This window comes from Nitrospira defluvii (genome assembly GCF_905220995.1).
Taxonomy (GTDB): domain Bacteria; phylum Nitrospirota; class Nitrospiria; order Nitrospirales; family Nitrospiraceae; genus Nitrospira_A; species Nitrospira_A defluvii_C.
Genome location: NZ_CAJNBJ010000016.1, coordinates 644,359 through 665,968, shown reverse-complemented (window position 1 = coordinate 665,968; position 21,610 = coordinate 644,359). Strand labels below are relative to the sequence as shown.

Annotated in this window: 18 protein-coding genes; 13 read left to right on the top strand and 5 right to left on the bottom strand. The window is 61.0% G+C overall.

What is annotated here, in order from left to right:
- Window positions 1–43 precede the first annotated feature (43 nt).
- The 5 genes from KJA79_RS14800 to KJA79_RS14780 all read left to right on the top strand — a co-directional run bounded on the left by KJA79_RS14800 (window position 44) and on the right by KJA79_RS14780 (window position 3,759).
- The gene (locus KJA79_RS14800) at window positions 44–757 is read left to right on the top strand and encodes a Crp/Fnr family transcriptional regulator (RefSeq protein ID WP_213042820.1); all 714 of its coding nucleotides are present in this window, start codon (window positions 44–46) and stop codon (window positions 755–757) included.
- A 316-nt stretch (window positions 758–1,073) separates the two neighbouring features.
- Window positions 1,074–1,619: a hemerythrin domain-containing protein gene (locus KJA79_RS14795; protein ID WP_213042819.1), complete on the top strand. Its 546-nt coding sequence runs from the start codon at window positions 1,074–1,076 to the stop codon at window positions 1,617–1,619.
- 241 nt (window positions 1,620–1,860) lie between these two features.
- Window positions 1,861–2,562, top strand: a complete 702-nt coding sequence (locus KJA79_RS14790) for a hypothetical protein (protein ID WP_213042818.1) — start codon at window positions 1,861–1,863, stop codon at window positions 2,560–2,562.
- Window positions 2,563–2,708: 146 nt separating this feature from the next.
- Window positions 2,709–3,212: a hypothetical protein gene (locus KJA79_RS14785; RefSeq protein WP_213042817.1), complete on the top strand. Its 504-nt coding sequence runs from the start codon at window positions 2,709–2,711 to the stop codon at window positions 3,210–3,212.
- A 73-nt stretch (window positions 3,213–3,285) separates the two neighbouring features.
- Window positions 3,286–3,759 carry a hypothetical protein gene (locus KJA79_RS14780; RefSeq protein WP_213042816.1) on the top strand — a complete coding sequence of 158 codons (474 nt, stop codon included), beginning with the start codon at window positions 3,286–3,288 and terminating at the stop codon, window positions 3,757–3,759.
- 357 nt (window positions 3,760–4,116) lie between these two features.
- Here the strand turns inward: KJA79_RS14780 and KJA79_RS14775 are convergent, their stop codons facing one another.
- Complete coding sequence (locus tag KJA79_RS14775) at window positions 4,117–4,818, bottom strand: CHASE3 domain-containing protein (RefSeq protein ID WP_213042815.1); 702 nt, start codon at window positions 4,816–4,818, stop codon at window positions 4,117–4,119.
- A gap of 351 nt (window positions 4,819–5,169) precedes the next feature.
- On the opposite strand from KJA79_RS14775, the gene KJA79_RS14770 reads away from it, so the two are divergent.
- From KJA79_RS14770 to KJA79_RS14745, 6 genes are all read left to right on the top strand, one after another.
- Window positions 5,170–6,417, top strand: coding sequence for an NAD(P)/FAD-dependent oxidoreductase (locus tag KJA79_RS14770; protein WP_213042814.1), 1,248 nt, complete (start codon window positions 5,170–5,172; stop codon window positions 6,415–6,417).
- A 49-nt stretch (window positions 6,418–6,466) separates the two neighbouring features.
- Window positions 6,467–7,270 (top strand): sulfite exporter TauE/SafE family protein, encoded by an 804-nt coding sequence (locus tag KJA79_RS14765; protein ID WP_213042813.1) that lies wholly within the window; start codon window positions 6,467–6,469, stop codon window positions 7,268–7,270.
- Window positions 7,271–7,302: 32 nt separating this feature from the next.
- The gene (locus KJA79_RS14760; protein ID WP_213042812.1) at window positions 7,303–8,292 is read left to right on the top strand and encodes a hypothetical protein; all 990 of its coding nucleotides are present in this window, start codon (window positions 7,303–7,305) and stop codon (window positions 8,290–8,292) included.
- 108 nt (window positions 8,293–8,400) lie between these two features.
- Window positions 8,401–8,589 (top strand): YgaP family membrane protein, encoded by a 189-nt coding sequence (locus KJA79_RS14755; protein WP_213042811.1) that lies wholly within the window; start codon window positions 8,401–8,403, stop codon window positions 8,587–8,589.
- Between the two features lie 25 nt (window positions 8,590–8,614).
- Window positions 8,615–9,667 carry an efflux RND transporter periplasmic adaptor subunit gene (locus KJA79_RS14750; RefSeq protein WP_213042810.1) on the top strand — a complete coding sequence of 351 codons (1,053 nt, stop codon included), beginning with the start codon at window positions 8,615–8,617 and terminating at the stop codon, window positions 9,665–9,667.
- A 7-nt stretch (window positions 9,668–9,674) separates the two neighbouring features.
- On the top strand, window positions 9,675–13,028 hold the full coding sequence (locus tag KJA79_RS14745) for an efflux RND transporter permease subunit (protein WP_213042809.1): 3,354 nt from the start codon (window positions 9,675–9,677) through the stop codon (window positions 13,026–13,028).
- Here KJA79_RS14745 and KJA79_RS14740 read toward each other — a convergent pair.
- From KJA79_RS14740 to KJA79_RS14725, 4 genes are read right to left on the bottom strand one after another with little or no spacing between them, the layout of a single operon-like run.
- On the bottom strand, window positions 12,967–13,878 hold the full coding sequence (locus tag KJA79_RS14740) for a universal stress protein (protein ID WP_213042808.1): 912 nt from the start codon (window positions 13,876–13,878) through the stop codon (window positions 12,967–12,969). The two genes, KJA79_RS14745 and KJA79_RS14740, sit on opposite strands and share 62 nt — an antisense overlap.
- Window positions 13,875–14,753, bottom strand: a complete 879-nt coding sequence (locus KJA79_RS14735) for a universal stress protein (protein WP_213042807.1) — start codon at window positions 14,751–14,753, stop codon at window positions 13,875–13,877. Before KJA79_RS14735 ends, KJA79_RS14740 begins: the two co-directional genes overlap by 4 nt.
- Complete coding sequence (locus KJA79_RS14730; protein ID WP_213042806.1) at window positions 14,750–17,572, bottom strand: cation-transporting P-type ATPase; 2,823 nt, start codon at window positions 17,570–17,572, stop codon at window positions 14,750–14,752. The genes KJA79_RS14735 and KJA79_RS14730 overlap by 4 nt, the downstream gene beginning before the upstream one ends.
- A complete protein-coding gene (locus KJA79_RS14725; RefSeq protein ID WP_213042805.1) occupies window positions 17,502–19,268 on the bottom strand; it encodes a cation:proton antiporter in 1,767 nt (588 codons plus the stop codon). Before KJA79_RS14725 ends, KJA79_RS14730 begins: the two co-directional genes overlap by 71 nt.
- A 326-nt stretch (window positions 19,269–19,594) precedes the next feature.
- On the opposite strand from KJA79_RS14725, the gene KJA79_RS14720 reads away from it, so the two are divergent.
- Window positions 19,595–20,230: a TetR/AcrR family transcriptional regulator gene (locus tag KJA79_RS14720; protein ID WP_213042804.1), complete on the top strand. Its 636-nt coding sequence runs from the start codon at window positions 19,595–19,597 to the stop codon at window positions 20,228–20,230.
- 35 nt (window positions 20,231–20,265) lie between these two features.
- Window positions 20,266–21,609: a TolC family protein gene (locus tag KJA79_RS14715; protein WP_213042803.1), complete on the top strand. Its 1,344-nt coding sequence runs from the start codon at window positions 20,266–20,268 to the stop codon at window positions 21,607–21,609.
- Window position 21,610: the final 1 nt, after the last annotated feature.

The window sequence follows — 21,610 nt, the reverse complement described above, 5'->3', positions numbered from 1 at the left end:
GTCGTCGATCGCTCGGTGTTGGATTAGCGTCAGGAATCGGCCAGTGGTGAAACGTAAGCCCTGCCTTGTTGAGAATTGCAGCACCTGCGGGCTTCGCGCGAAGGTCGTGTTGTGCGATATTGCAGGAAGCGATCTCGCCGAATTTGAGAAAATCAAACGCACACTCGAGTACGCACCGCACCAAACCGTGTTCTACGAAGGTCATCTGTGCTTGGGCCTCTACGTGTTATGCTCGGGCAAGGTCAAGCTCACGCGCTCTTCGACACGCGGCCAGCGGCAGATCGTCCGCATCTTGGGTCCTGGTGAGTTGATCGAGAAACATGTTTTCGGCGAGAGAGCCCTTCATGAAGTCACGTGCGAAACCTTGGAACCTTCTCAGGTCTGCGTCATCGACAAGGAACGCTACCTCGCTGTCATCCGCGGAAATCCTCAACTGGCGATCAAGCTGATCCAGCTCCTCAGTAACGAAGTGGGGGTCAATATGGATCATCTCGATCAATTCACGTTCAAAACCGCCCGCGAGCGATTAGCCGGCCTGCTGCTCGAACTCGGCGATCGATTCGGAAAAAAACATGACGATCATGTCCGGGTTGGACTCACCCTCAAACGGGAAGAAGTGGCCGAGATGGCCGGAATTACGGTTGAAACCGCCATCCGCCTGCTCGGCGTTTTTCGCGATGAGGGGGTCCTCACCCTCGACGGACGAACCATTACCTTGCTGAATTCAGACCGCCTCTCCAGAATCGCCCAGCGCTGAGCGAATTCCTCACATGTGAACAGTGATGCGTCGTGCGTGACGCGCGACAGGCGCAACATGGCGTTCACGAATCCAGGTTCGACATTCCGCGCCCCACAAGCCTTCTCCATTTTGTCTCTCATGTGCGTTCCGCCCATCCCGACGCATGCCGCATCTCTGCAAGCATAGGTCTAAGGGCCTATCAAAAACCTTGAGATACATCATACGCCAGACCGGCCGATCCTAGTGCGGGCCACTGTCCTGTTCGGTACAGTGCGCACGCCATCACGCTGTCGCGTTGTTCGTCCGTTGGAGCTTCTGGACATGGGATCCTGGAATGATGGTGTCTCAAGGTAGCAGGCCAACGAGGATCGCCGTCGATCCGGTGGCGCTGCTCAAACGGGAGCACCAGGTGATTTTGGAACGGCTGGCTATGGTCGAAACGGCGATGAGCTCCTGCACTGTCGGGAGTGGTGCGGTGAAGCGAACGAACCGGGATACGCTACGAGAATTGCTCCAATTCTTTACCGGCCCCGTGGGCGTGCATTTCACACGGGAAGCCATGCTGGTGGGCGGTCTGCGGCGAGTCCTCGGCCGGAAGCAAGAAGAGCAGGAGCAGTTCCAGAGCTTCTTGGACGAACACCGGGCGTTGAAAGCTGATGCGACTGCGGTGCTGAAACAATTGGCTGGAAAGGACGGTCACGATGCAGCGGCGTCAACGGGAGGTGGCGGATTGCGGTCGCTGACCGAAGAACTGTACGCGCTGATTCGTCGCTATCAGGAATTGATCGCCTGCGAGGAGCGGCTGCTGTTCGCCTTAGCCGAGATGCGGTTGACGGCCGAACAACGACGGCGAATCAGCCGGCGCATGCTGCAAGTGTGAATGTACGCATGAGTGGCAACGGGCGCGGGATCGATGAGGCGCGCACCCGATGTTGTGGGGCCGACACGGGCAGCGCCGATGCATTCCATGATCGAAGCAGGCCTAAGACGAGGAGTATCCACGATGATCAGAAGCGTCCACCACAGGCTCGCGCTGTTGTTACGTCAAGCCGGTGAGGACAAGGCGGGAGGGCAACCCGGACGCCAGTCAGGCGTTTCGGTGACACATCAAGGAGGGGACTATGATGCGGGTTCGGAGAATCGTGCGGAACATTGGAATGTGGGGTGTAGGGGTTGCGATCGCCGCGGTGCTCGGTGTTTCTTATGCGCAGCCGGCATCGGCTGAAGAAGGCACCGGAAATATGGTGTTCTTCAAGGGCGGGTTCATGAATCTCAACCAGGACCGGAGCGGGCAGATTTTTACGGATACGGCAGGGATTGGCGGCCAGAATGGTGGAAATACCGGATGGTATGCCGGCGCGGGCTTGGATCTGGTCATGTCAAAGGATGTCTGGGGAGGAATGGACAAGACTTGGGTGGTCGGTGAAATCGGGTTGCAGTTCAACAGCATCAATTCAAACCGCGTGAACAATGCCGCCGGGAGCATCGCGACCAGAACCTTGACCGACACGCTGGCCACAGATCCCCAGAAGGTCCAGCTCACGATGGTCACGATCGATGTCGCGCCGAAAATCAAATTTATGGATGGAAATGCATTCCGGCCCTGGATCATTCCGATCGGTCTGGATATCCATGTGATCAGTCCGCCGTCCAATCGCACGCAGTACCTCGATCTGGGTGTGCAGTTCGGCGGCGGGTTCGAGTATGCCGTCTGGAAGGCGTTCAAAGTGGGTGTGGATGCCCGCTATCACCTCACGGCGCGTCTGACCAACACGAACAACGACTATTTTCAGGTGGGACCCTACGTCGGCATTTCGTTCTAGGGCGATGGAGGCGATGGGGCACCGGCCTGGGATATACGCCGGCGTTCGTGTGTGATACAAGTAGTCCTACGCGGCCACGCCGGTTTGAGCCATGGGGCCTGATCGGCGTGGCCGCGGTCTCGCGCAGCAGACGCGGAGGGCGGACCGTGGTGAACGTCGCGCTGTATGTTCCGAGTGATACGGTCTTACCGCGCAAAGTCCATGAGGCTGCCCATGGGGAGGCCTGCACCCACCGCATTGACGAGACCGGCTGCGGCCCCCATCATGTGCTCACCTTCGCTGATGTGCCTGACTCTCTCGATCTCATGCTTCGCGTGATCGGCGAGTTGGTCCGGATTCCAGGAGCCTGGGCCACAGTCGGGGGGCAGCGTATGTCGAGTCTGGTCGCCCTCTGGAATCGGCTGGACTGTTATCGGCAAAGTCTCTCCCATCCCGATCGACAGGCCTACTGCAGGGGGAAGGCAAGGAGTCTGCAGGCGTTGCTGGGATGTTCCGTGCCGTCCTGCGAGAGTCCCTGTCAATTTGTCTGTCCCCAGTGCACGGCGAAGGGGGATTCCCCCGCATCCCTCGTTCATCCGGAAACGCAGATGTTGCTCGTATTCGGAGAGGTCGAGTGGTGCCCGAATTTGGTTCGTCCCACCCAGTCGTAACGTCACCGCTCCTTGCGCCCTCCGTGGCGCTCTGTCATGGTAACCGTTTCCATACAGCCGAAAGGATACGCTCGTGTTTGCATTGGTGTGGATTCACCTGCTGGCCGCCGTGGTGTGGGTCGGAGGAATGGTGTTCTTGTCGGTCGTGCTTGTGCCGGTCCTGAAACAGGATGGAGGCTTTGCCAAGCATGTCGTGCTGTTTCGGACCATTGCCTATCGGTTCAGGGCCTTGGTCTGGGGAGCGATGGGAATTCTCATCGTCACCGGATCGGTGATGGCCGTGGGCCGATCGATTCCATTGCTGGAGCCATGGCAGTGGCCGACGATTTTTCTCGCCAAAATTTCTGTCGTTGCCTTCCTCTTCACCCTGACATTAGCGCACGATCTCGTGGTGGGACCGCAAGTCCGCAGAATTCTGGGGACGGCTGAAGCGGAACGCAGTGCGAGGGATCGGGTGTTGGTGCGGTACTCAGCGCTGGTGCCTCGCCTGTCGCTGCTCGTGGCACTGCTGGTCTTGCTCCTCGCCGTGGTGCTCGCCCGCACCTGACAGGATGCGAAAAAAGTCCGCCAGCGGCATTCTCGCAAGACACGGCCGCCTCACCGGCTCGGCGGCGTTCACAAACGTGCCGCGCGTTATTCCGCGCGACGTGAACCTCAGAGGCTCACCTTACAGCGCGAGTACGATTCGCCTCTTCGCTTGCTGCGGCCTTGCTGGACGGCCTTCTTGCGCATCCTGCGGGCTACGAGTATCCGAATCATGCCATGTGCTGCTGCGGTAAACGAGCTGCTGGCCTCTACGTCGATCTTCAACAGTTCGTGACCGCATGCATGATTCATCCGGGCGAGCGGTCTGGCGACAGGTGTCGTCGGCATGCACCACGGTGTGTCCGTTGTCGCCACGCGATTATCGCGCGGCAGAGACCGTCGATGGACGCAGGCTTTGGAGTAGGCGTTCGGCCTGCGACTGGCTGCTTAACGCCAGTTTCATCACCAGGCCACACAAGGTGAACACGACCGCGTTCAGCAGGAAAAACGCGACGGCGAACGAGCCGGTCGTAAAGGCCCAGGCTTCGGAGTCTGCGCGGTGTCGGGCGAGGGCTCGATTTTCCTCATCCCGGATCTGGTCGGTGATTTCCTGTATGGTCGCCATGGTCCGGTTCTGGTGATTAACCGAGACCACTGACTTGGCAAAAGGCAGTCCTTTGGTGCGTCGGGTCGCGATGGCCTGGTCCATTTCGTCCCCCCGCTGCTCGACCTGTGTGGCAAGAAAGGCCACTCGATCCTGCTGGAGACTGTTGCTCCTCGTCAGGCTTCCGATCCGTCGGAGCTGCGTTTCCAGGGTGTCGATCGCCTCCCGATAGGGGGGCAGATACTCGTCGGACCCGGTAATCAGGTATCCCCGCTGTTGGGTTTCGGCTCCTGCCACGGTGCCGCTCATCCGTTCCAACTCGATAAGGACCTGCTCGCTCTTAGTGGCCCAGTTGGCCGAGGTCTTGAAATGGACAAAGCTGAGAAAGCCGGCGGCGATGATAGCCTCGACCGCTACAAATCCTACAACCAACGTGATGACGAGGCCTTTGCCGGTATATATACGATTGAGTGCCATGGATTCCCTCCTCGATACGAGCATACCGTTATAGGACTACCGACCCCTGGGGCTCCAAGTCAACCCGACAAATCCCCCGCAGACTCCGGGCGATCTGTCCAGATGTCTTATCGAGATACAATCTGACGGCCAGACCCCAGGTCAGCTCACTGTGCATCACAACCTGACGGAGCTGCCGAATTCGGTTGTTACAACGACGGCGTGAATCCAAACCGACCCTTCATGCCTCTCAACAAGTGAGCAGAGGGCATGGGCCCTGCATGTCTGATTCGGGTGCGGCTGTCATGCACCCAGGTCATGAGGGAGCACGCGCAAGGAGATGTCTTCGACTGTGTTGATGGGAGGTGAACCATGGCAAGGGTAGTCATCATCGGGGCGTCCATCGGAGGGTTGCCGGCGGCCTATGAAGCTCGGGAGCTGCTGGCCAAGAAACATAAGGTCACCGTGATTTCCAACGTGGAATCGTTTCACTTCGTGCCCTCCAACCCCTGGGTGGCCGTCGGATGGCGAACGAGGAAAGACATCAGTTTCGCCTTGGGCCCGGTGTTGGAGAAGAAAGGCGTGGAATACATCCATGCGACGGCGGACCGGATCGAGCCGGAGCAGAATCGTGTCATCACTTCGAAGGGCGAGGTTCCCTACGACTATCTCATCATCGCCACCGGACCGAAACTTAATTTCGGCGCGGTTCCAGGGCTTGGTCCCAGCGGGTACACCCAATCGGTCTGTAATGTGGACCATGCCGAGCAGGCCTGGGGTACCTATCAGGCGTTTCTCAAGGACCCGGGCCCGATCGTGGTGGGGGCGGCGCAGGGCGCGTCCTGTTTCGGTCCTGCCTACGAAATGGCGTTCATCTTGGATGCCGATTTGCGGAAGAAAAAACTGCGGAAGAAGGTGCCGATCTATTTCGTCACGCCGGAACCGTTCATCGGGCATATGGGTCTCGCCGGTGTGGGCGCCTCGCGCCGTTTGATGGAGGACGAGTTCGCCGAACATTCCATCAAGCCGATCTGCAACACGGCGATCAAGGAAGTACAGCCGGGGAAGTTCCTGTTGGACGGGGGCCAAGAAGTACCGTTCCGGTATTCGATGATCATCCCGCCTTTTGCAGGCGTCGATGCGGTGGCGGGAACGCCGGGGCTCTGCAATCCGAAGGGTTTTGTGAATATCGATGCCTATCAAGCCAATCCCAAGTATAAAAATATCTATTCGGTCGGGGTGTGCGTCGCCATCCCGCCGGTGGAACAGACGCCGATCCCGACCGGCGCGCCCAAGACCGGGTACATGATCGAGTCGATGGTGTCGGCGGCCGTGCACAACATCAAGGCCGATATCGACGACGATCCGAAACGAGAGACGGCAACCTGGAACGCGATCTGCCTGGCCGACATGGGCGACACCGGGGTGGCGTTCGTGGCCCTGCCGCAAATGGCCCCGCGCAATGTGACCTGGGCGAAGAAGGGCAAATGGGTGCATCTTGCCAAAATTGCGCTGGAGAAGTATTTCTTGCGCAAGATGAAGAAGGGCGTCAGCGAACCCTACTACGAGAAGGTAATTTTAAAAGCCATGGGGATCGCCAAGCTGGAGGGGCCGGCCTAAACGGCGTGAAAATAAGGTATCGCGTGACGACGATGGGGCAGGCTCTCGCATGATCGACCAGGCGGTCCGTGCCGTGTTGGCTGGTGTGCCCATGGGCCTGCAACTGGGGGCGACCGGGACAGGCGGTGCCATCCTGGGCGTGCCCATGATGGTCTATATTGCAGGCATCCCCGTGCGGCAGGCGGCGGCCATGTCCTTAATGATCGTGGCGACCTCCTCGCTGCTGGGCGCCTGGGAATACGGGCGTCACGGATTGGTCAAGCCCAAAGCGGCCGCTGCGTTCAGCTGGACGGGCATGGCAGGAGCCTGGGCCGGCGCGTTCGGCCACCATCTCGTGCCTGATGAGATCTTGCTGATCTGTTTCGGCCTCCTGTTGCTCCTCACTCGCACCCTCATCTCTCGTCAGCGCGCGCTCATGAACCAGACCGAACAGCAGGACGGTTGTGCGACGCATTTCCCCCGGACCTGCTGGCTCAAAGTCGGGGCCATCGGGTTGGTGGTGGGGACGTTGAATGGTGTGTTTGGAGTCGGCGGGGGCTTCCTGGTTGTGCCTGCGTTGAGCGTCGTGCTGGGATTCCCAGCCCGGGTCGCCATCGGGACCTCACTCACCATCATCTCACTCATTTCCCTCAGCGGCGTGATCGGCCACCTGCAATTCGGCCGGATCGATTGGCCGTTGACCGGTTTGGTGCTGCTGGGCAGTCTTTCGGGCATGCTTGTGGGGGTGCGGGTGGGAGCATGGCTCTCGCCGACGACAATGAGCAGAATCACCGCCATCGTGACGGTCACGATCGCGATGATCCTCATCGTGGTCAATGTGGCCAAGCTGGCCGGATTCCAGATCGTTCGATGAGACCAGGGCGTCACTCTCTCCTACACCTCCTGTTGCGCACCCTGTGCTCGTTGGGGGGCGGGTCTCTACTTGCAGCCTGGGATGGGCCGGCGCAGGCCGAATGGTCGGCAGTGGCCGAACAGAAGACCAGTTATACAACTGACGCCTTTCAGTTTTCCTCCGCCCGGCGACTTCGTTTGACGGAAGATCCCTCGCAGCCGACCGTGGTGTCGGCTGAGAAGCCGGAGGATGTGATTTGGGAACCGGCATTGGAGGTGATTCACTCCACGCCGACAGCGCAGGGGAAAAATGAACTGTCGGTGAAGGCGCAGGGAGCCGTTTACACGAACAATCCCATTTTCAATCATGCCGATTACCGCATTCAGGACCGCTTCTCGCTCGATCGCGCCACGTCGGTCCTGATGCGCTATCGCTATGTGCCCAACCTCTTTCTCGGCCCCAATTTCGAGCGGCGCACCGGCACCCGATCCATCCAGGAAGAACGTGTCAGTTCGCACCATTGGCGAGCTGAACTCGAACGGCACCTCACCGAGAGCCTGACCGGTACGTTCATCGGTCGCTTCGGCCTCCGGCGGTACAACGAATCGTTCGCGGAGCGGAATACGAAGTTTTGGACGATCGGCCCGCGCTTCGATTATCAGGCGACGGACTGGTTGAGCTTAATGCTGACCTATCTCTATGAACGTGGCTTGGCCGACGGTCATGAGCAAACGCAGTTTGCGGATGATGTGTCCTATTATTTGCATATGGTGTCGGCTGGGGCGGAGTTTCGCTTCAATCGAGCATGGGATCTCGGATTGACCTACGTGCATCGACGAAAAACCTTCACCAGCGGCATCACCGGCGACACCCATGTGGATCGCTTCGATGCTACGCACCAGGGCATCGCCGAATTGCGGTATCACCTGTCTACGGCGGCAACGGCCATGCTGTCCTTTCAGTACGGGAAGCGGACGTCCACGAATGTCCTCAGGGATTTTCAGGACACCATTGTCTCCATCGGTGGGCAATATCGGTTTTGACGCTCACGGGAGAAGGTGATAAGTCTTTGATCCGCCAGACAATCCCTGGTTCCGGCGAATCCTTTCCCCCCGGGGGGACTCCTACGGGGTGAGGAAGGAGGTGCACAGATGAAACTCAATGATTGGTTGCGGTTGATCGCTGGGGTGTTCGTGTTGGCCTCGGTGGTGCTGGGGGCGACGGTCCATCCCGCATACAATTATTTTGCGGCGTTTGTTGCCGCGAATCTGATCCAGTCGTCGTTTACCGGCTGGTGTCCCATGATGGCGCTGTTACGGAGGCTTGGTGTCCAGGAGTAACGAGAGCAGCAGGACAGTCTGGTGGATGGCGCTGATCGTCCTGGCCTTTGGGGGGTGCGGACAGGGGGAGGAATCGTCCAAGCCCGGGGCAGGGTCGCCGACGATGGCGGTCCGTCCCACCATCCATGCGCCGGTGGTCGAGGTGAAGGTCGGGGAGGTGCCCGTCAGCGTCGAGGTGACGGGACAGGTGACGGCCTTGTATCAAGCCACCCTGGCGAGCCGCATTCAGGGCACCATCAATGAGTTGTTGGTTCGGGAAGGCAGTCCCGTGCGCAAGGGGCAGACGTTGCTGGTGTTGGACAATCGGGATCTGCAGGCCGAGCTGGCGCGCATGGTGGCAGAGCTCGACAATGCCGATGCGCAACGCAAGCGCATGGAAGACTTGTATCAGAAAGATGCCGTCTCCAAGCAGGAGCTGGAAAATGCCACGCGCGCGTTTCGAGTGGCGGAGGCAGGGCGGAAAGCCGTGCTGGCCCAATTGAGTTACACCGTCGTGAAAGCGCCCTTCGACGGCGTGATCACGGAGAAGAAAGTCGAAGTGGGTGAATTGGCATCCCCCGGGCAGCCGTTACTCAGGATGGAAGACCCCACGCGGCTTCGGCTGGAAGCCATGGTCGCCGAGGGTGATGTGGGCCTGGTCACGGTCGGCGCGTCTATCCCAGTCGTCATTGATGCGCTGGGACCAGAACCGCTCCAGGGAATGGTGTCGCAGATCCTGCCGGCCGGAGACCCCCAGACCCATACCTTTACGATGAAGGTGGAGTTGCCGAAGCAGCCGAAGGTGAAGTCCGGGATGTTCGGCCGGCTGCGGCTGGAGCGGGGCGTGAGCCGCACCTTGATGGTTCCCAAAGCGGCGCTCATCGAACGAGGCGAGCTGGCCGGTCTGTTCGTCGTCGAGCAGGATCAGGTCGCGCGCTTGCGGTGGGTCAAACTGGGACGTCCGTTGGAGCATGGGATTGAAGTATTGTCGGGCGTGACTGCCGGCGAACGGATCATCGCCGACGCGACAAAGGGTGAGGACGGGGCTTTGGTGCAGGACGTGACAGCGGCGGCCCTGCCGACACTGCGAGCGGAATGAGGGACCGATGACGATTCCCCGCCTCGGACCAAGCGGCCGCCTCGCCGCGCTCTTCGTCGGCAGTAAACTGACCCCCCTCATCATCATCGGCGTGCTCCTGCTGGGGCTCCTCGCCATTCTGCTGACGCCGCGCGAGGAGGAGCCGCAGATCGTCGTTCCCATGGCGGATGTCTGGTTGCCGTTTCCCGGCGCCTCCGCGAAGGTGGTCGAGGAGCAAGTCACCAAGCCGATCGAGCGCAAACTCTCCGAGATCAAAACCGTCGAATACGTCTATTCCATGTCCCGCCCAGGCGGCGCCTTGATCATCGTGCGGTTCTACGTGGGCGAGCCGATGGAGCAGAGCCTGGTGGATCTCTACGACAAGTTGATGTCGAACCAGGACCTGTTGCCGCCGGGTGCCCTCCCGTTTCAAGTGAAGCCGCGCGACGTCAACGATGTGCCGATCGTGACGCTGACCTTGTCGAGCGCCAGGTACGACGATGTCCAACTCCGGCAACTGGCCGATCAGGTATTGGAAGATGCGAAGAAGGTTCCGGGCACGGCGGCAGGGTTCATCGTCGGCGGGCGCAGTCGCGAGCTGCGGGTTCAGATCGATCCCACGCGCCTCAAGGCCTATGGCCTCACGCCCTTGCGTGTAGCAGGCGTCATTCAGGGCGAGAATCTTGCGCTGCCCACGGGACGGTTCGAAAGCCGGAACGAAAGTTTCCTGGTTGAAACCGGGCGATTCATTCGGTCCAAGGATGATCTCGAGACCCTGGTCGTCGGGGTGAACGAGCAACGCCCCGTCTATCTGCGGCAGGTGGCCGACGTCACCGATGGGCCGACCGAGACGACGAGTTATGTGTGGCATGGTGAGCGACCAGGGGAGAGTCGCTCACCACTTGTGACACGTGAATCGCAGGAGGGATTGCGAGAGACGCCTCACGAGGAACGCCTCACGCAAGAATCCCCCGCGGTCACCGTGGCCATCGCGAAACAGGCCGGTACCAATGCCGTGACCGTCGCCCGCGGCGTGATTCAAAAAGTCGAAGAGCTGAAGGGGACGGTGATTCCCGCCGACGTGCAGGTCACGATCACGCGCAATTACGGAGAGACCGCCGACGAGAAGGCCAACGAACTGCTCTGGCATCTGCTGATCGCCGTCGTTGCGGTGGTGGTGTTTCTCGGATTGACACTGGGGCTGCGCCCGGCCTTCGTCGTGTCGATTGCGATCCCGCTGACTCTTGCGTTGACGTTGTTCGTCTCCATGCTCATCGGCTACAGCATCAACCGGGTCACGCTGTTCGCCCTGATCTTTTCCATCGGCATCCTGGTGGACGATGCCATTGTCGTGGTGGAGAACACCTATCGGCACCTGACGCTCAGGCGGCATCCGCATCGCGAGGCCTCACTGGTCGCCGTCGACGAGGTCGGCAATCCGACCATCCTGGCGACCCTGACCGTGATTGCAGCGCTGTTGCCGATGGCGTTCGTCTCCGGACTGATGGGGCCGTACATGCGGCCCATCCCCGTGAATGCGTCTATCGCGATGTTCGTGTCTCTGCTCGTCGCGTTTGTCGTCATTCCCTGGTTCTGCCAGACCTGCTACCGCCCCGGCGTCACCATGCACGGTGCCGGCGAAGAGGCATCGGAACAAGGCTGGACCTACCGCCTGTACCAACGGTTGCTGGCCCCCGTGTTGTCCCATCCGCTGTTGGCCTATCTGGTGCTGGGCGTGATCGCCCTGTTCCTCGTGGGGTCGGTGTTCCTGTTCTACACGCGCGACGTGGTGGTCAAGATGTTGCCGTTCGACAACAAGAGCGAACTGCAGCTCGTGATCGACCTGCCGGAAGGGACCACGTTGGAGGAGACGGCCAGGGTGACGAAACGGGTGACGGAGTACGTGCGGACGATCCCCGAGTTGCGCGATTACCAGGCCTATGTCGGTACGGCGTCGCCGTTCAATTTCAACGGGCTGGTCAGACACTATTACCTGCGTGATCAGCCGCATGAAGCCGACATTCAGATCAACCTTGTGGCTAAGGAAGCGCGGCAAGCCCAAAGTCACGAGATCGCACAACGCATCCGTCCCGCCGTGCAACAGATCGGCCGGCAGTACGGCGCCAACGTGAAGGTGGTCGAAGTGCCGCCCGGGCCGCCGGTGCAGTCGGTCTTGGTGGCGGAGATTTATGGGCCGGAGTACGAACGCCAACTGGCGATCGCCCGCGACGTGCGCCGCCTCTTCGAACAGACGGCCGGTGTCGTGGACGTGGACGATTACCTGGAAGCGGATCAGGTGAAGTATGTGTTCACCGTCGACCGTGCCAAGGCGGCGCTGGCCGGAATTCCGTCTGAGGAAATCGTCAAGACGCTGCGACTGGCGCTGGAGGGCGCCCATGTCGGCCTCGTGCATTTGCCGAAAGAGAAACGACCGGTGCAGGTGATGTTACGACTGCCGATCAGCGAACGCACCGGCCTCGAACATCTGGGAGAACTCTCCTTGCGGAGCGCCACCGGCTCGATGGTGCCGCTCTCGGAAGTGATCCGCGTCGAGCAGACAGTGTTGGAGAAGACGATCTATCATAAGAATCTCAAACCGGTCGTCTATGTAGTGGCCGATGTCGGCATGACCGGTCAGGAGAAGGGCGAGAGCCCGGTGTACGGCGTGTTGGGTATCGGCAAGAAACTGGAGCAGTTCACCTTGCCTGAGGAGTACAGTCTGGCGCAGCACTATGCGGTGCAGCCCTGGTCGGAGCAGCGATTCGCCATGAAGTGGGACGGCGAATGGCACATCACCTACGAAACGTTTCGAGACATGGGCCTGGCATTCGGGGCGGCTTTGGTGTTGATTTATCTCCTGATCGTGGCGCAGTTTCAGTCGTTCCTGACGCCGGTTGTGATCATGGCGCCGATTCCGCTCACCCTCATCGGTATCCTGCCGGGGCATTGGTTGACCGGCTCCTATTTCACCGCCACATCCATGATCGGGTTCATCGCCTTGGCCGGCATCATCGTGCGGAACTCCATTCTCCTGGTCGATTTCATCCAACACCAGGAGGCGGAAGGTGTGCCGCTGCTGGAGGCGGTCATCCGTGCAGGCGCCATCCGGACCAGGCCGATTCTGCTCACGGCGGCGGCCTTGATGGTCGGCGCCTTCGTCATCATCCTCGATCCGATCTTCCAGGGGTTGGCGGTGTCGTTGTTGTTCGGAGTCGGGGCGTCGACGGTTCTGACGCTGCTGGTGATCCCGGTTCTCTACTACCTCTGGATCGGCACCGGCTCGGCAGGAGAAGCGATCGCAGTGGGCCCTCTTGTCCGGGCTAGTGTCGAGGTCCAGGCGGTGCGGGACGAGCCAAGCGTCGGTACCGTCCGCCGTTCCTGACTACCAGTACCGGACAGCGTGCGCCGCGAATCACCGCTTCTGCCACACTACCCAGGAGCAGCCGTTTCATGCCTCGACGACCTTGCGTCCCCATCACGATGAGCCGCGCCTTCGTGCGTGTGGCATGAGCCAGGATAGCCGCGGCGGGATCCCCGTGCAGCAGGAGCTGTTCTCCGACCCTATCGCCGGCTTGGGAGGCGGAGAGGGCTTGGCTGAATTTCTCTTCGATTCCTGTCTCCGTTGAATCCGCGTCGGCGACATGAAGTAGCAGGACATCTGCAGGCAACAGCTTCGCCAGCTCGACAGCGTGTCGAAGCGCCGCTTCGGATGAGGGAGAAAAATCCGTGGCCACCAGAATTCTGCCCAGGTTGAGGCGTAGTGGATGGACCGCGGGGTGGCCGCCGGCTGCGGCGTGGATGGTGAATACCGGGCAGTGGGCCCTACGGAGCACGGCGTCTGCGACGCTTCCCAACTTGAGTCGATCCAGTCCTGATCGACCGTGCGTTCCCATCACGATGAGGGCGGCCCGGACTTCATCGGCAGTCTGCAGGATGATCTCTTCCGGGACCCCGGCGAGCAGTGTGTATTCAGCCGCGACCTGATGGTCGTTCGCAAAGCGAACCACACGGCCTAATTCGAGCAGGGCTTTGGTCCTGAGCGGATCGAGTGAGCGGCGGGTGGCAGGCCTCCAGGACGTAAAGCCGGGTGGCGCCTGGAGCACATGGACGACGGTGAGGCTCAGGTTCAGGATCGACGCGAGCTTGATGGCATACGGCACTGCACGGGAGGCAGGCCTCGAGAAGTCGACGGCGAGGAGCAGGGTGCGTGTTGCGCGCGCGGGTGCTTTCATGGCGACACCACCAGGACATCGCAGGTTGATCCGGCCAGAACATGGCGGGTGACGCTGCCAAGCAATAGTTCCTCGGCCCGCGACTGGCCCTGTTTGCCGAGGACGATGAGATCCGCAGACTGGGCCTGCGCCTGGGCAAGGATGACGGGAGAGGGATCGCCTCGTTCAACGAGGCAGGTCTGCCGCGGCACATGAGGTAGGCATTGGGTCATCAGCCGGTCGATGTGCCGGGCGGCCTCCTGTCGCTGCTCGTCGCAGTATCGTCGGATGGTGTCGTCGGTTGCGCCGGCGATGTGGAGCCTGGCTTCGAAGGGCACACGAAACGCATGCAGGACACTGATGTGCGCATGGGGAGCCACCAGGCCGGCCACCGCGAGCGCAGGCGCGGAATAGGATGAAAAGTCGACGGGCACGATGACTCGCCCATAGGTCCCCTTCGGCGCACGTTTCACGACCAGGACTGGACGTCGGCACGTCCGGAGGAGGCGCTCGGCCGTCGTCCCGAGCAGGAGGTCGCGTAATGGGTTGGTGCCTCGGGCTCCGAGGACCAGCAGGTCGGCCTCTTCGGCGGCAGTGCGGATGGTCGCGATGACCTGACCGGTCGCCACCTCTTCTGCTGCGGTCACCCCGGTTGTTCGGGTCAGGATAGTTGCTGTGTCGTGAAGCGAGACGCGCGCCTCTTCGAGCACCGAGTGCTCGACGGCAGCCGACCCCCGCATCATGTTCCGCAGATCGTCCAGGGAGGAGCTGCTGATGACGTGTAGCAGCCTGAGGGCGGACTCCTGCTCCCTCGCGAGGAGGGCGGCGCGTTCGATGGCAGTCCGGGCGTGCTCAGAAAAGTCTGTGGCCGCGAGGATCGAAGTCAGAGTCTTCATCGGTGATGCTCCCGTTGGGAAGGGAATGACGCTGTGCCCGAGCGTGCGGCTTGAGGCGGTGCCTGTTGCCGACTCACTCTGCGTATGATCGCCTTCTCAGTTTCCGCGATCGTAAAGACGAACAGGCCCACCACCAGTACCCGCACCCACTCCGCCAGGCTCAGGTCGGTCGAATGAAACACGGCCTGCAGCGGAGCCGTGTGGACATAGGCCAGCTGAAGCAAGGCACAGGCGCCGATGACCATCCAGACATAGGAGTTGCCGAACAACCCCTCTCGTGAGAACACAGGGCGCAGGATATAGCGGCTATTCAGGAGGTACCACATTTCCGCCATTACGACGGCGCTGACCGCGATGGTGCGTGCTCGTTCGATGCCGGCACCTCGGTCCAGCTCCCACAGAAAGAGGCCGAGGGCGCCGGTCATCATGAGGGCGGAAACCATGGCCAACCTCCAAACGAAGAACCAGGACAGCAGCGGCGCTTGGGGATCGCGCGGCGGTCGTTCCATCACATCCGATTCCGGAGGTTCGAACGCCAAGGCAAGCCCCAGCGTGCTGGACGTGACCATGTTGATCCACAGGACCTGTGCCGCCGTGAGCGGCAATGTCCATTCAAACAGAATTGCCGCCGTGACGACCAGCGCTTCTCCCCCGTTGGTCGGCAGCATGAACAAAATGAACTTGCGGATGCTGTCATAGATGCCTCGCCCTTCCCGCACGGCGCCGCTGATCGTGGCGAAGTTGTCATCGGCAAGCACCACATCGGCCACCTCTTTGGCGGCGTCGGTCCCCTTCAGGCCCATCGCCACGCCGACATCGGCGCGTTTCAAGGCCGGGGCGTCATTGACTCCGTCGCCGGTCATGGCCACGATCTGCCCGGAGGCCTGGAGCGCGCCGACCAGCCGCAGCTTGTGCGCCGGGCTTGTGCGGGCGAACACGTCCAGATCCGACACGGCCAAACGGAGCTGCTCGTCGTCCAGTTGCTCAATTTGACTGCCGGTCATGGCCGGTTTGTCCTGCCCGATGCCGAGGCGGGCGCCGATGGCACGAGCGGTTTCCGCATGGTCGCCGGTGATCATCTTCACCCGGATGCCGGCGGAGGCGCAGTCCGCGACGGCGGCCGTTGCTTCCTCCCTCGGCGGATCAATGATTCCCAGAAGCCCGAGCAGTGTGCAACCGCCGTCGACGTCTTCAAACCGCAGGTCCAGCTGTGTGGCGGACACTCGTTTCAGGGCAATCGCCAGGGTGCGCATTCCCCGTCCGGCTGTGGCTTGCACTCGTTCGTCCCAGAGGGCTCGATCCATCGGGATTTCAAGGCTCCCGGCACGATAGGTGGTGCACATGCCGAACAACCGTTCCGGCGCCCCTTTCAGGTAGATAAACCGGTTCCCTTCATGGTCGTGGTTCAGGGTGGCCATGAATCGATGCTCCGACTCGAAGGGGATCGCATCCACCCTGGGCCGGTTCTCTCGCTCACCGAGCAGATCCAGGCCGACCTTCACGGCCAGGGTGCAGAGGGCGCCTTCGGTCGGATCTCCCTCCACCTGCCAGGTCCCGTTTACGTGGCGCAACGACGCATCGTTGCAGAGCACACCGGCTCTGGCCAGTTCCGCGATCTCTGGGTGGGCGCCGGGGGAAACCACCGCTCCGTCCAGGTGCAGGCCGCCCTCGGGAACGTAGCCGGCACCGCTCACGTCGAAGGTCAGTTTGCCGGTGAGGATCGACTGCACCGTCATCTCGTTCTTGGTCAGGGTGCCCGTCTTATCCGAACAGATCACCGTGACCGATCCCAGGGTTTCCACCGCGGGGAGGCGTCGGACAATGGCGTTGCGGGTGGCCATTCGTCGGACGCCGAGCGCCAGGGTGATCGTCATGATGGCGGGAAGCCCTTCGGGAATGGACGAAGCGGCCAGCGCGACCACCATCATAAACATGTCGTCGGCGGAGTGGCCGCGCCAGAGCACCCCGGTGAAGAAGGTGCTCACGGCGATGAGGCCGATCGCTGCGGCCAACCATCGGCTGAAGGCCGCCATTTGCCGGACCAGCGGAGTCGTCATCTCCTGCACGTCTTCCAACATGACGCTGATCCGGCCCAACTCCGTCCGACTCGCCGTTGCCACGACGATGCCCGTGCCTTGTCCGGAAGACACCAACGTGCCGGAATAGAGGAGGCAGCGGCGATCACCGAGCGGCGCTTCGATCGGCACTGCGGCGGGCGACTTTTCGACGACCGCCGATTCGCCCGTCAGGATCGCTTCGTTGACGAACAGGCTTTTGGCGCTGACCACGCGAAGGTCCGCCGGAATTTTGTCGCCGGATGCCAGGGTGACGAGGTCGCCTTGCACCAGGTCCTTGGCCGCGATCTGAATGCGTTCCCCTTGGCGGATCGCGGTCGTGCGGAGGGACAGCAGATTGCGAATGGCATCGAGCGCTTCTTCGGCCTTCCCCTCTTGGAGGAAGCCGATGACGGCGTTGACCGCGACGGCGGCGAACAAGACCGCGGCATCGATCCAGTGGCTCAACAGGCCCGCAACGACTGCGGACGCCAGCATCATGTAGATCAGGACATTGTGAAACTGTAGAAGGAACCGGACCCAGGCAGACCGTCTCGCTGGAGAAGGCAGACGGTTCGGCCCATGCTGGGCCAACCGCCGTGCGGCCTCCTCGACCGTTAGCCCGCGGCGAGGATCAGTGTGCAGGCATGCCACCACCTCCGCGACTGCGCGGCCATGCCAGTGCTCCTGCTCGTCAGTTGGTGGTGGCTCCAATGTCGTCCTTTCGATCACCAGTCGGCTCAGCAGATGGTTGCGCGGACCCATCCGATGGACCTGTGGGATCCACCGAGGCGCGATACCGTTCGGCGTACTCACAGATTCGATCTTTGGGCACCGCAAACCAATCCAAGGTGTGGCGGATCAGCGTCACCGACGCTTCGACTTCCGGCTGAATGAGCTCGGTCGCCCCCACGGCCGCCAATTTTTCGGCTTCTGCCTGGCCGTGTGCGCGGGCCAAGATGCGGACGAGGGGATTCAGGCTGCGGATGCGGCGTATCGTCAGCGCAGCCGTTTCGATTTCGGGCAGGGCCACGACGATGAGCGACGCATCCGCCGCTCGGGCCTGCGTCAGCAGTTCGTGATGAGAGGCGTCCCCGTATAGGCAAGGGGTGCCACGAATCTGGAGCCGCCGAACGATATCCGGATCTCGCTCGATGACGAGGTACGGAACTCCGAATTCCTCCAGGGCCTTCCCCAGCGCGTTGCCGACCTCCCCGAAGCCACAGAGCACCACATGCTGCGGAGGAATCTCCTGCTCAGCCGCCCACGATACCGAGAGTCGAGGGTCTCGCGCCAAGCGGCGTTTGCCCAACCACTCGGGGACGTAGCGCACCAGGGCGGCGTTCAGCAGAATCGTCAGCAGTGAGGCGGCCAGCGTGGCGTTGTACACCTCGGCACCGACATGTCCCGCCGCCTTCGCCACCTGCACCAGAACGAATGAAAATTCCCCGATCTGCGTGAGGCCGATGCCCACGAGGATCGCCGTCGAAAACGCATAGCCGAAGAACCGCACCACCGTGGTCCAAATCACCAGCTTTCCCACCATGATTAAGCCGATCATCGTGCCGAGCAACGACAGGTTGTCGAGGATGACGTGCGGATCGATCAAGATGCCGATGGTCACGAAGAAGAGCGCGACGAAAGCGTCACGCAAGGAAATCAAGCGGGCCAACGTTTCATGTCCATATGCGGACCCGCTGATGATCAAGCCGGCCAGGAACGCCCCCAGTGCGAGCGACAGCCCGACCATTTGCGTCACCGCCGCGGTCCCCAGACCGATGGCCAGGGCCACGAGCAGGAAGAGCTCCCGATTCTGGGTTCTGGCCACACGCGTCAAGAGAGGGGGGATCACCCTGGCCGCCAGATAACCGAAGGGAGCCAAAATCAGCAAGGCCTTCAGCAGGGCTTGGCCGATCAAGATGAGCCGTCCCGATTCGAATGTGCCGAGCGCGGGCACGAGTACGGTCATTGCCACGACGGCCAAATCTTCGACCAGCGTGATGCCGATCATGACGCGTCCATGGCGGGAGTGCAGTTCTCCGCGGTCCAGCAGTAGGCGAGCCAACACCATGGTGCTCGCCATGGAGATCGCCGCTCCGATGACGATACTCTGCGTCACGGGCCAGCCGATCAGGCTACCGACGCCGATAGCCAGCAGGATGGAGAGGAGAATGCCGAGGGGGCCGCCGACCAGGGCGACCCATTTGACCCGCATCAGGTCCTTGACCGAGAACTCCAACCCGATCGAAAACATCAGCAGGATGACGCCGATCTCGGCGAAAAAATCGAACGTATGGAGATCGGACACGGAAGGGCCCGGCGTAAAGGGGCTGATGGCGATGCCGCCGAGCACGTAGCCGAGTACGAGGGGTTGTCGCGCAATCCACGCGAGGGCGCCGCCTGCGACAGCGGCCAGAAAGACGGTGGCGAGATCTCGGAAGAATAAAGGGTCCGGTTGCACAGGGGTCCTATTCTATAGAGGGCCGCGCGGCGAGGGAAACGCTCAGCATGGTCAGGCTCATGGACTAGTTGAGAAATAGAGGGCTCGTGGGCCAAAGTCAAATGCTGTATGTTTCAGGGCTCGGGCGCCTCGTCAGTTGTCGCCTTCCGCCACAGACTCACGGTCTGGCTGTAGCAAGACACCCCTGATCTCGCACGCTCTCAACATCACCGTTGTCGCCGCCTCCGATGTAGGTCTCCTGGCAGCGCCCCCTCTATTGACAACCTGCTTGCCTGAAAGATAGTAATTAATTACTTTCAATTGTAGTTGAAGTGAGTTGGAGTGATATGGCTCATCCCAAGCACCTTCCAGCGAAGCAACGTCGAATTGAGACGGTTCAGGCTCTGATCGCCTTGGCGGCGGAACAGAATCCCACCGACATTACAACGGCCGCTGTTGCCAAGCGTATAGGCCTGACCCAGGGCGCGCTGTTTAGGCATTTCCCAAGCAAAGACGCCATCTTGAAGGCAGTCATGGAATGGGTGGCGGATCGTCTGTTGGCGCGAATCGACAGGGCGGCGCAATCCGCCTCCTCTCCTATCGCAGCGTTGGAAGCTGTCTTCCTCGCGCATATCGATTTTGTGGTCGAGCATCCTGGCGTACCACGGATGCTGATCGGCGAATTACAACGATCCGAAGACACCGTCACCAAGCGGATGGTGCGGACCTTGCTCCGTTGCTACACCGAGCGCCTGATTCGGCTGATGGAACTAGGCAAGAGGCAGGGCCAGCTCGATCCAGACCTGGACACCGCCGCTGCTTCAACCCTGTTTGTTGGGACCATTCAGGGGCTGGTTATGCAGTCGTTGCTCACGGGAAATGTGTTACACATCCGCCGCCAAGCGCCCGACGCGTTTGCCATCTATCGGCGCGGCATCGCATTCGACAGATCGTCAGGAGAGAAGCGATTCTCTCCGCGATAACAATCACCGTGCGTAGCGCAAAATTGGAGTGATCGATGAACAGGCGAACAGTGGGTATCGCAACCCTGGCAGCATTCTGGATGATATGCCTGTCGGCGGCTGCTGAGCCGCCTCAGGTCCGCCCCGAGTTACGTTTGAGTCTGCATGATGCCATTCAGGCGGCCATCGACAATAACGCCAATGTGCGCTTGCTGAAAGAACGGATCGTGGCCGCTCAATCGGCGGCTAGCGCCAGCTTGGGGGCGTTACTGCCGAACGTGTCCGGGTTCATGAGCGGAAGCCATCAAACCGTCAATCTCGCCGCCTTCGGACTGCCGCCCGACAGACTCTCCGGCTTAGGCTTGCAGAGACCTGTGACCGAACCGTTCGATGTCTACAACGCGAGGGCCAACCTCGTGCAGAATATTTTCAGCCTGAGCCTGATTCAGCGTTGGCGGGCGGCCAAAACCGGAGTCGATGTGGCGGGGCTTGAGGCCGAAGTGACGAAGCGAGACGTCATGGCCACGGCGGGGCTTCTATACATGGAAGCGTCTCGAGCGGAGGCTGCGGTGAAAGCCCGGCTGGCGGATCTCGAACTCAGCCAGCAACTGTTGAAGTTGGCACAGGATAGAAAGAAGGCAGGTGTGGCCACGGGCCTCGATGTCACCCGTGAAGAAGTCCAGGTCGAGAACACCCGCCAGCGGCTGCTCGTCGCTCAAAACGATCACGAAAGCGCGAAGTTGAACCTCATTCGCACGTTGGGTATCGATTTTGACGTGTCCGTGACGCTGACCGACGAACTCACATTGGCGAACGTCGAGTCGCAAACCCCTGAGACGGCTCTCACTGTGGCGCGCGAGAATCGCGCGGAACTCAAGGCGCAGATCACGCGCCAAAAGCTCGCCTCCCTTAGTCTCAGCTCTGTGACGAGTGAACGAATTCCCTCGTTGTCCTTGAACGGCGACTACGGATGGATCGGCCTGAAACCGGATGAAGCCCTGGCGACACGATCGGTAGGGCTCATGCTCTCGGTTCCCATTTTCGACGGGGGGCAGCGCGAGGGCCGTATTTCCGAGACGCGTAGCCGTGTGCGTCAGGAATCGATCCGGATGAAGGATGTATCCGACCAAGTCACCCTCGAAGTCCGCAGTGCCCTCCTCACGCTCGACTCCTCCACGCAGCAGGTGGCGGTCGCCGAAAAAGGGATCGAGCTGGCAATGAAGGAACTGACCTTTGCGCGTGATCGCTTTGCCGCCGGCCTCGCCACGAATATCGAGGTGACGAACGCCCAAACCTCGGTCGCGCGGGCACGCGACAACCTCATTGAGGCGTTGTTCCGATTCAATGCGTCACGCATCAATCTGGCGCGGGCCAAGGGTGAGATTGAACAGCTATTCTGAA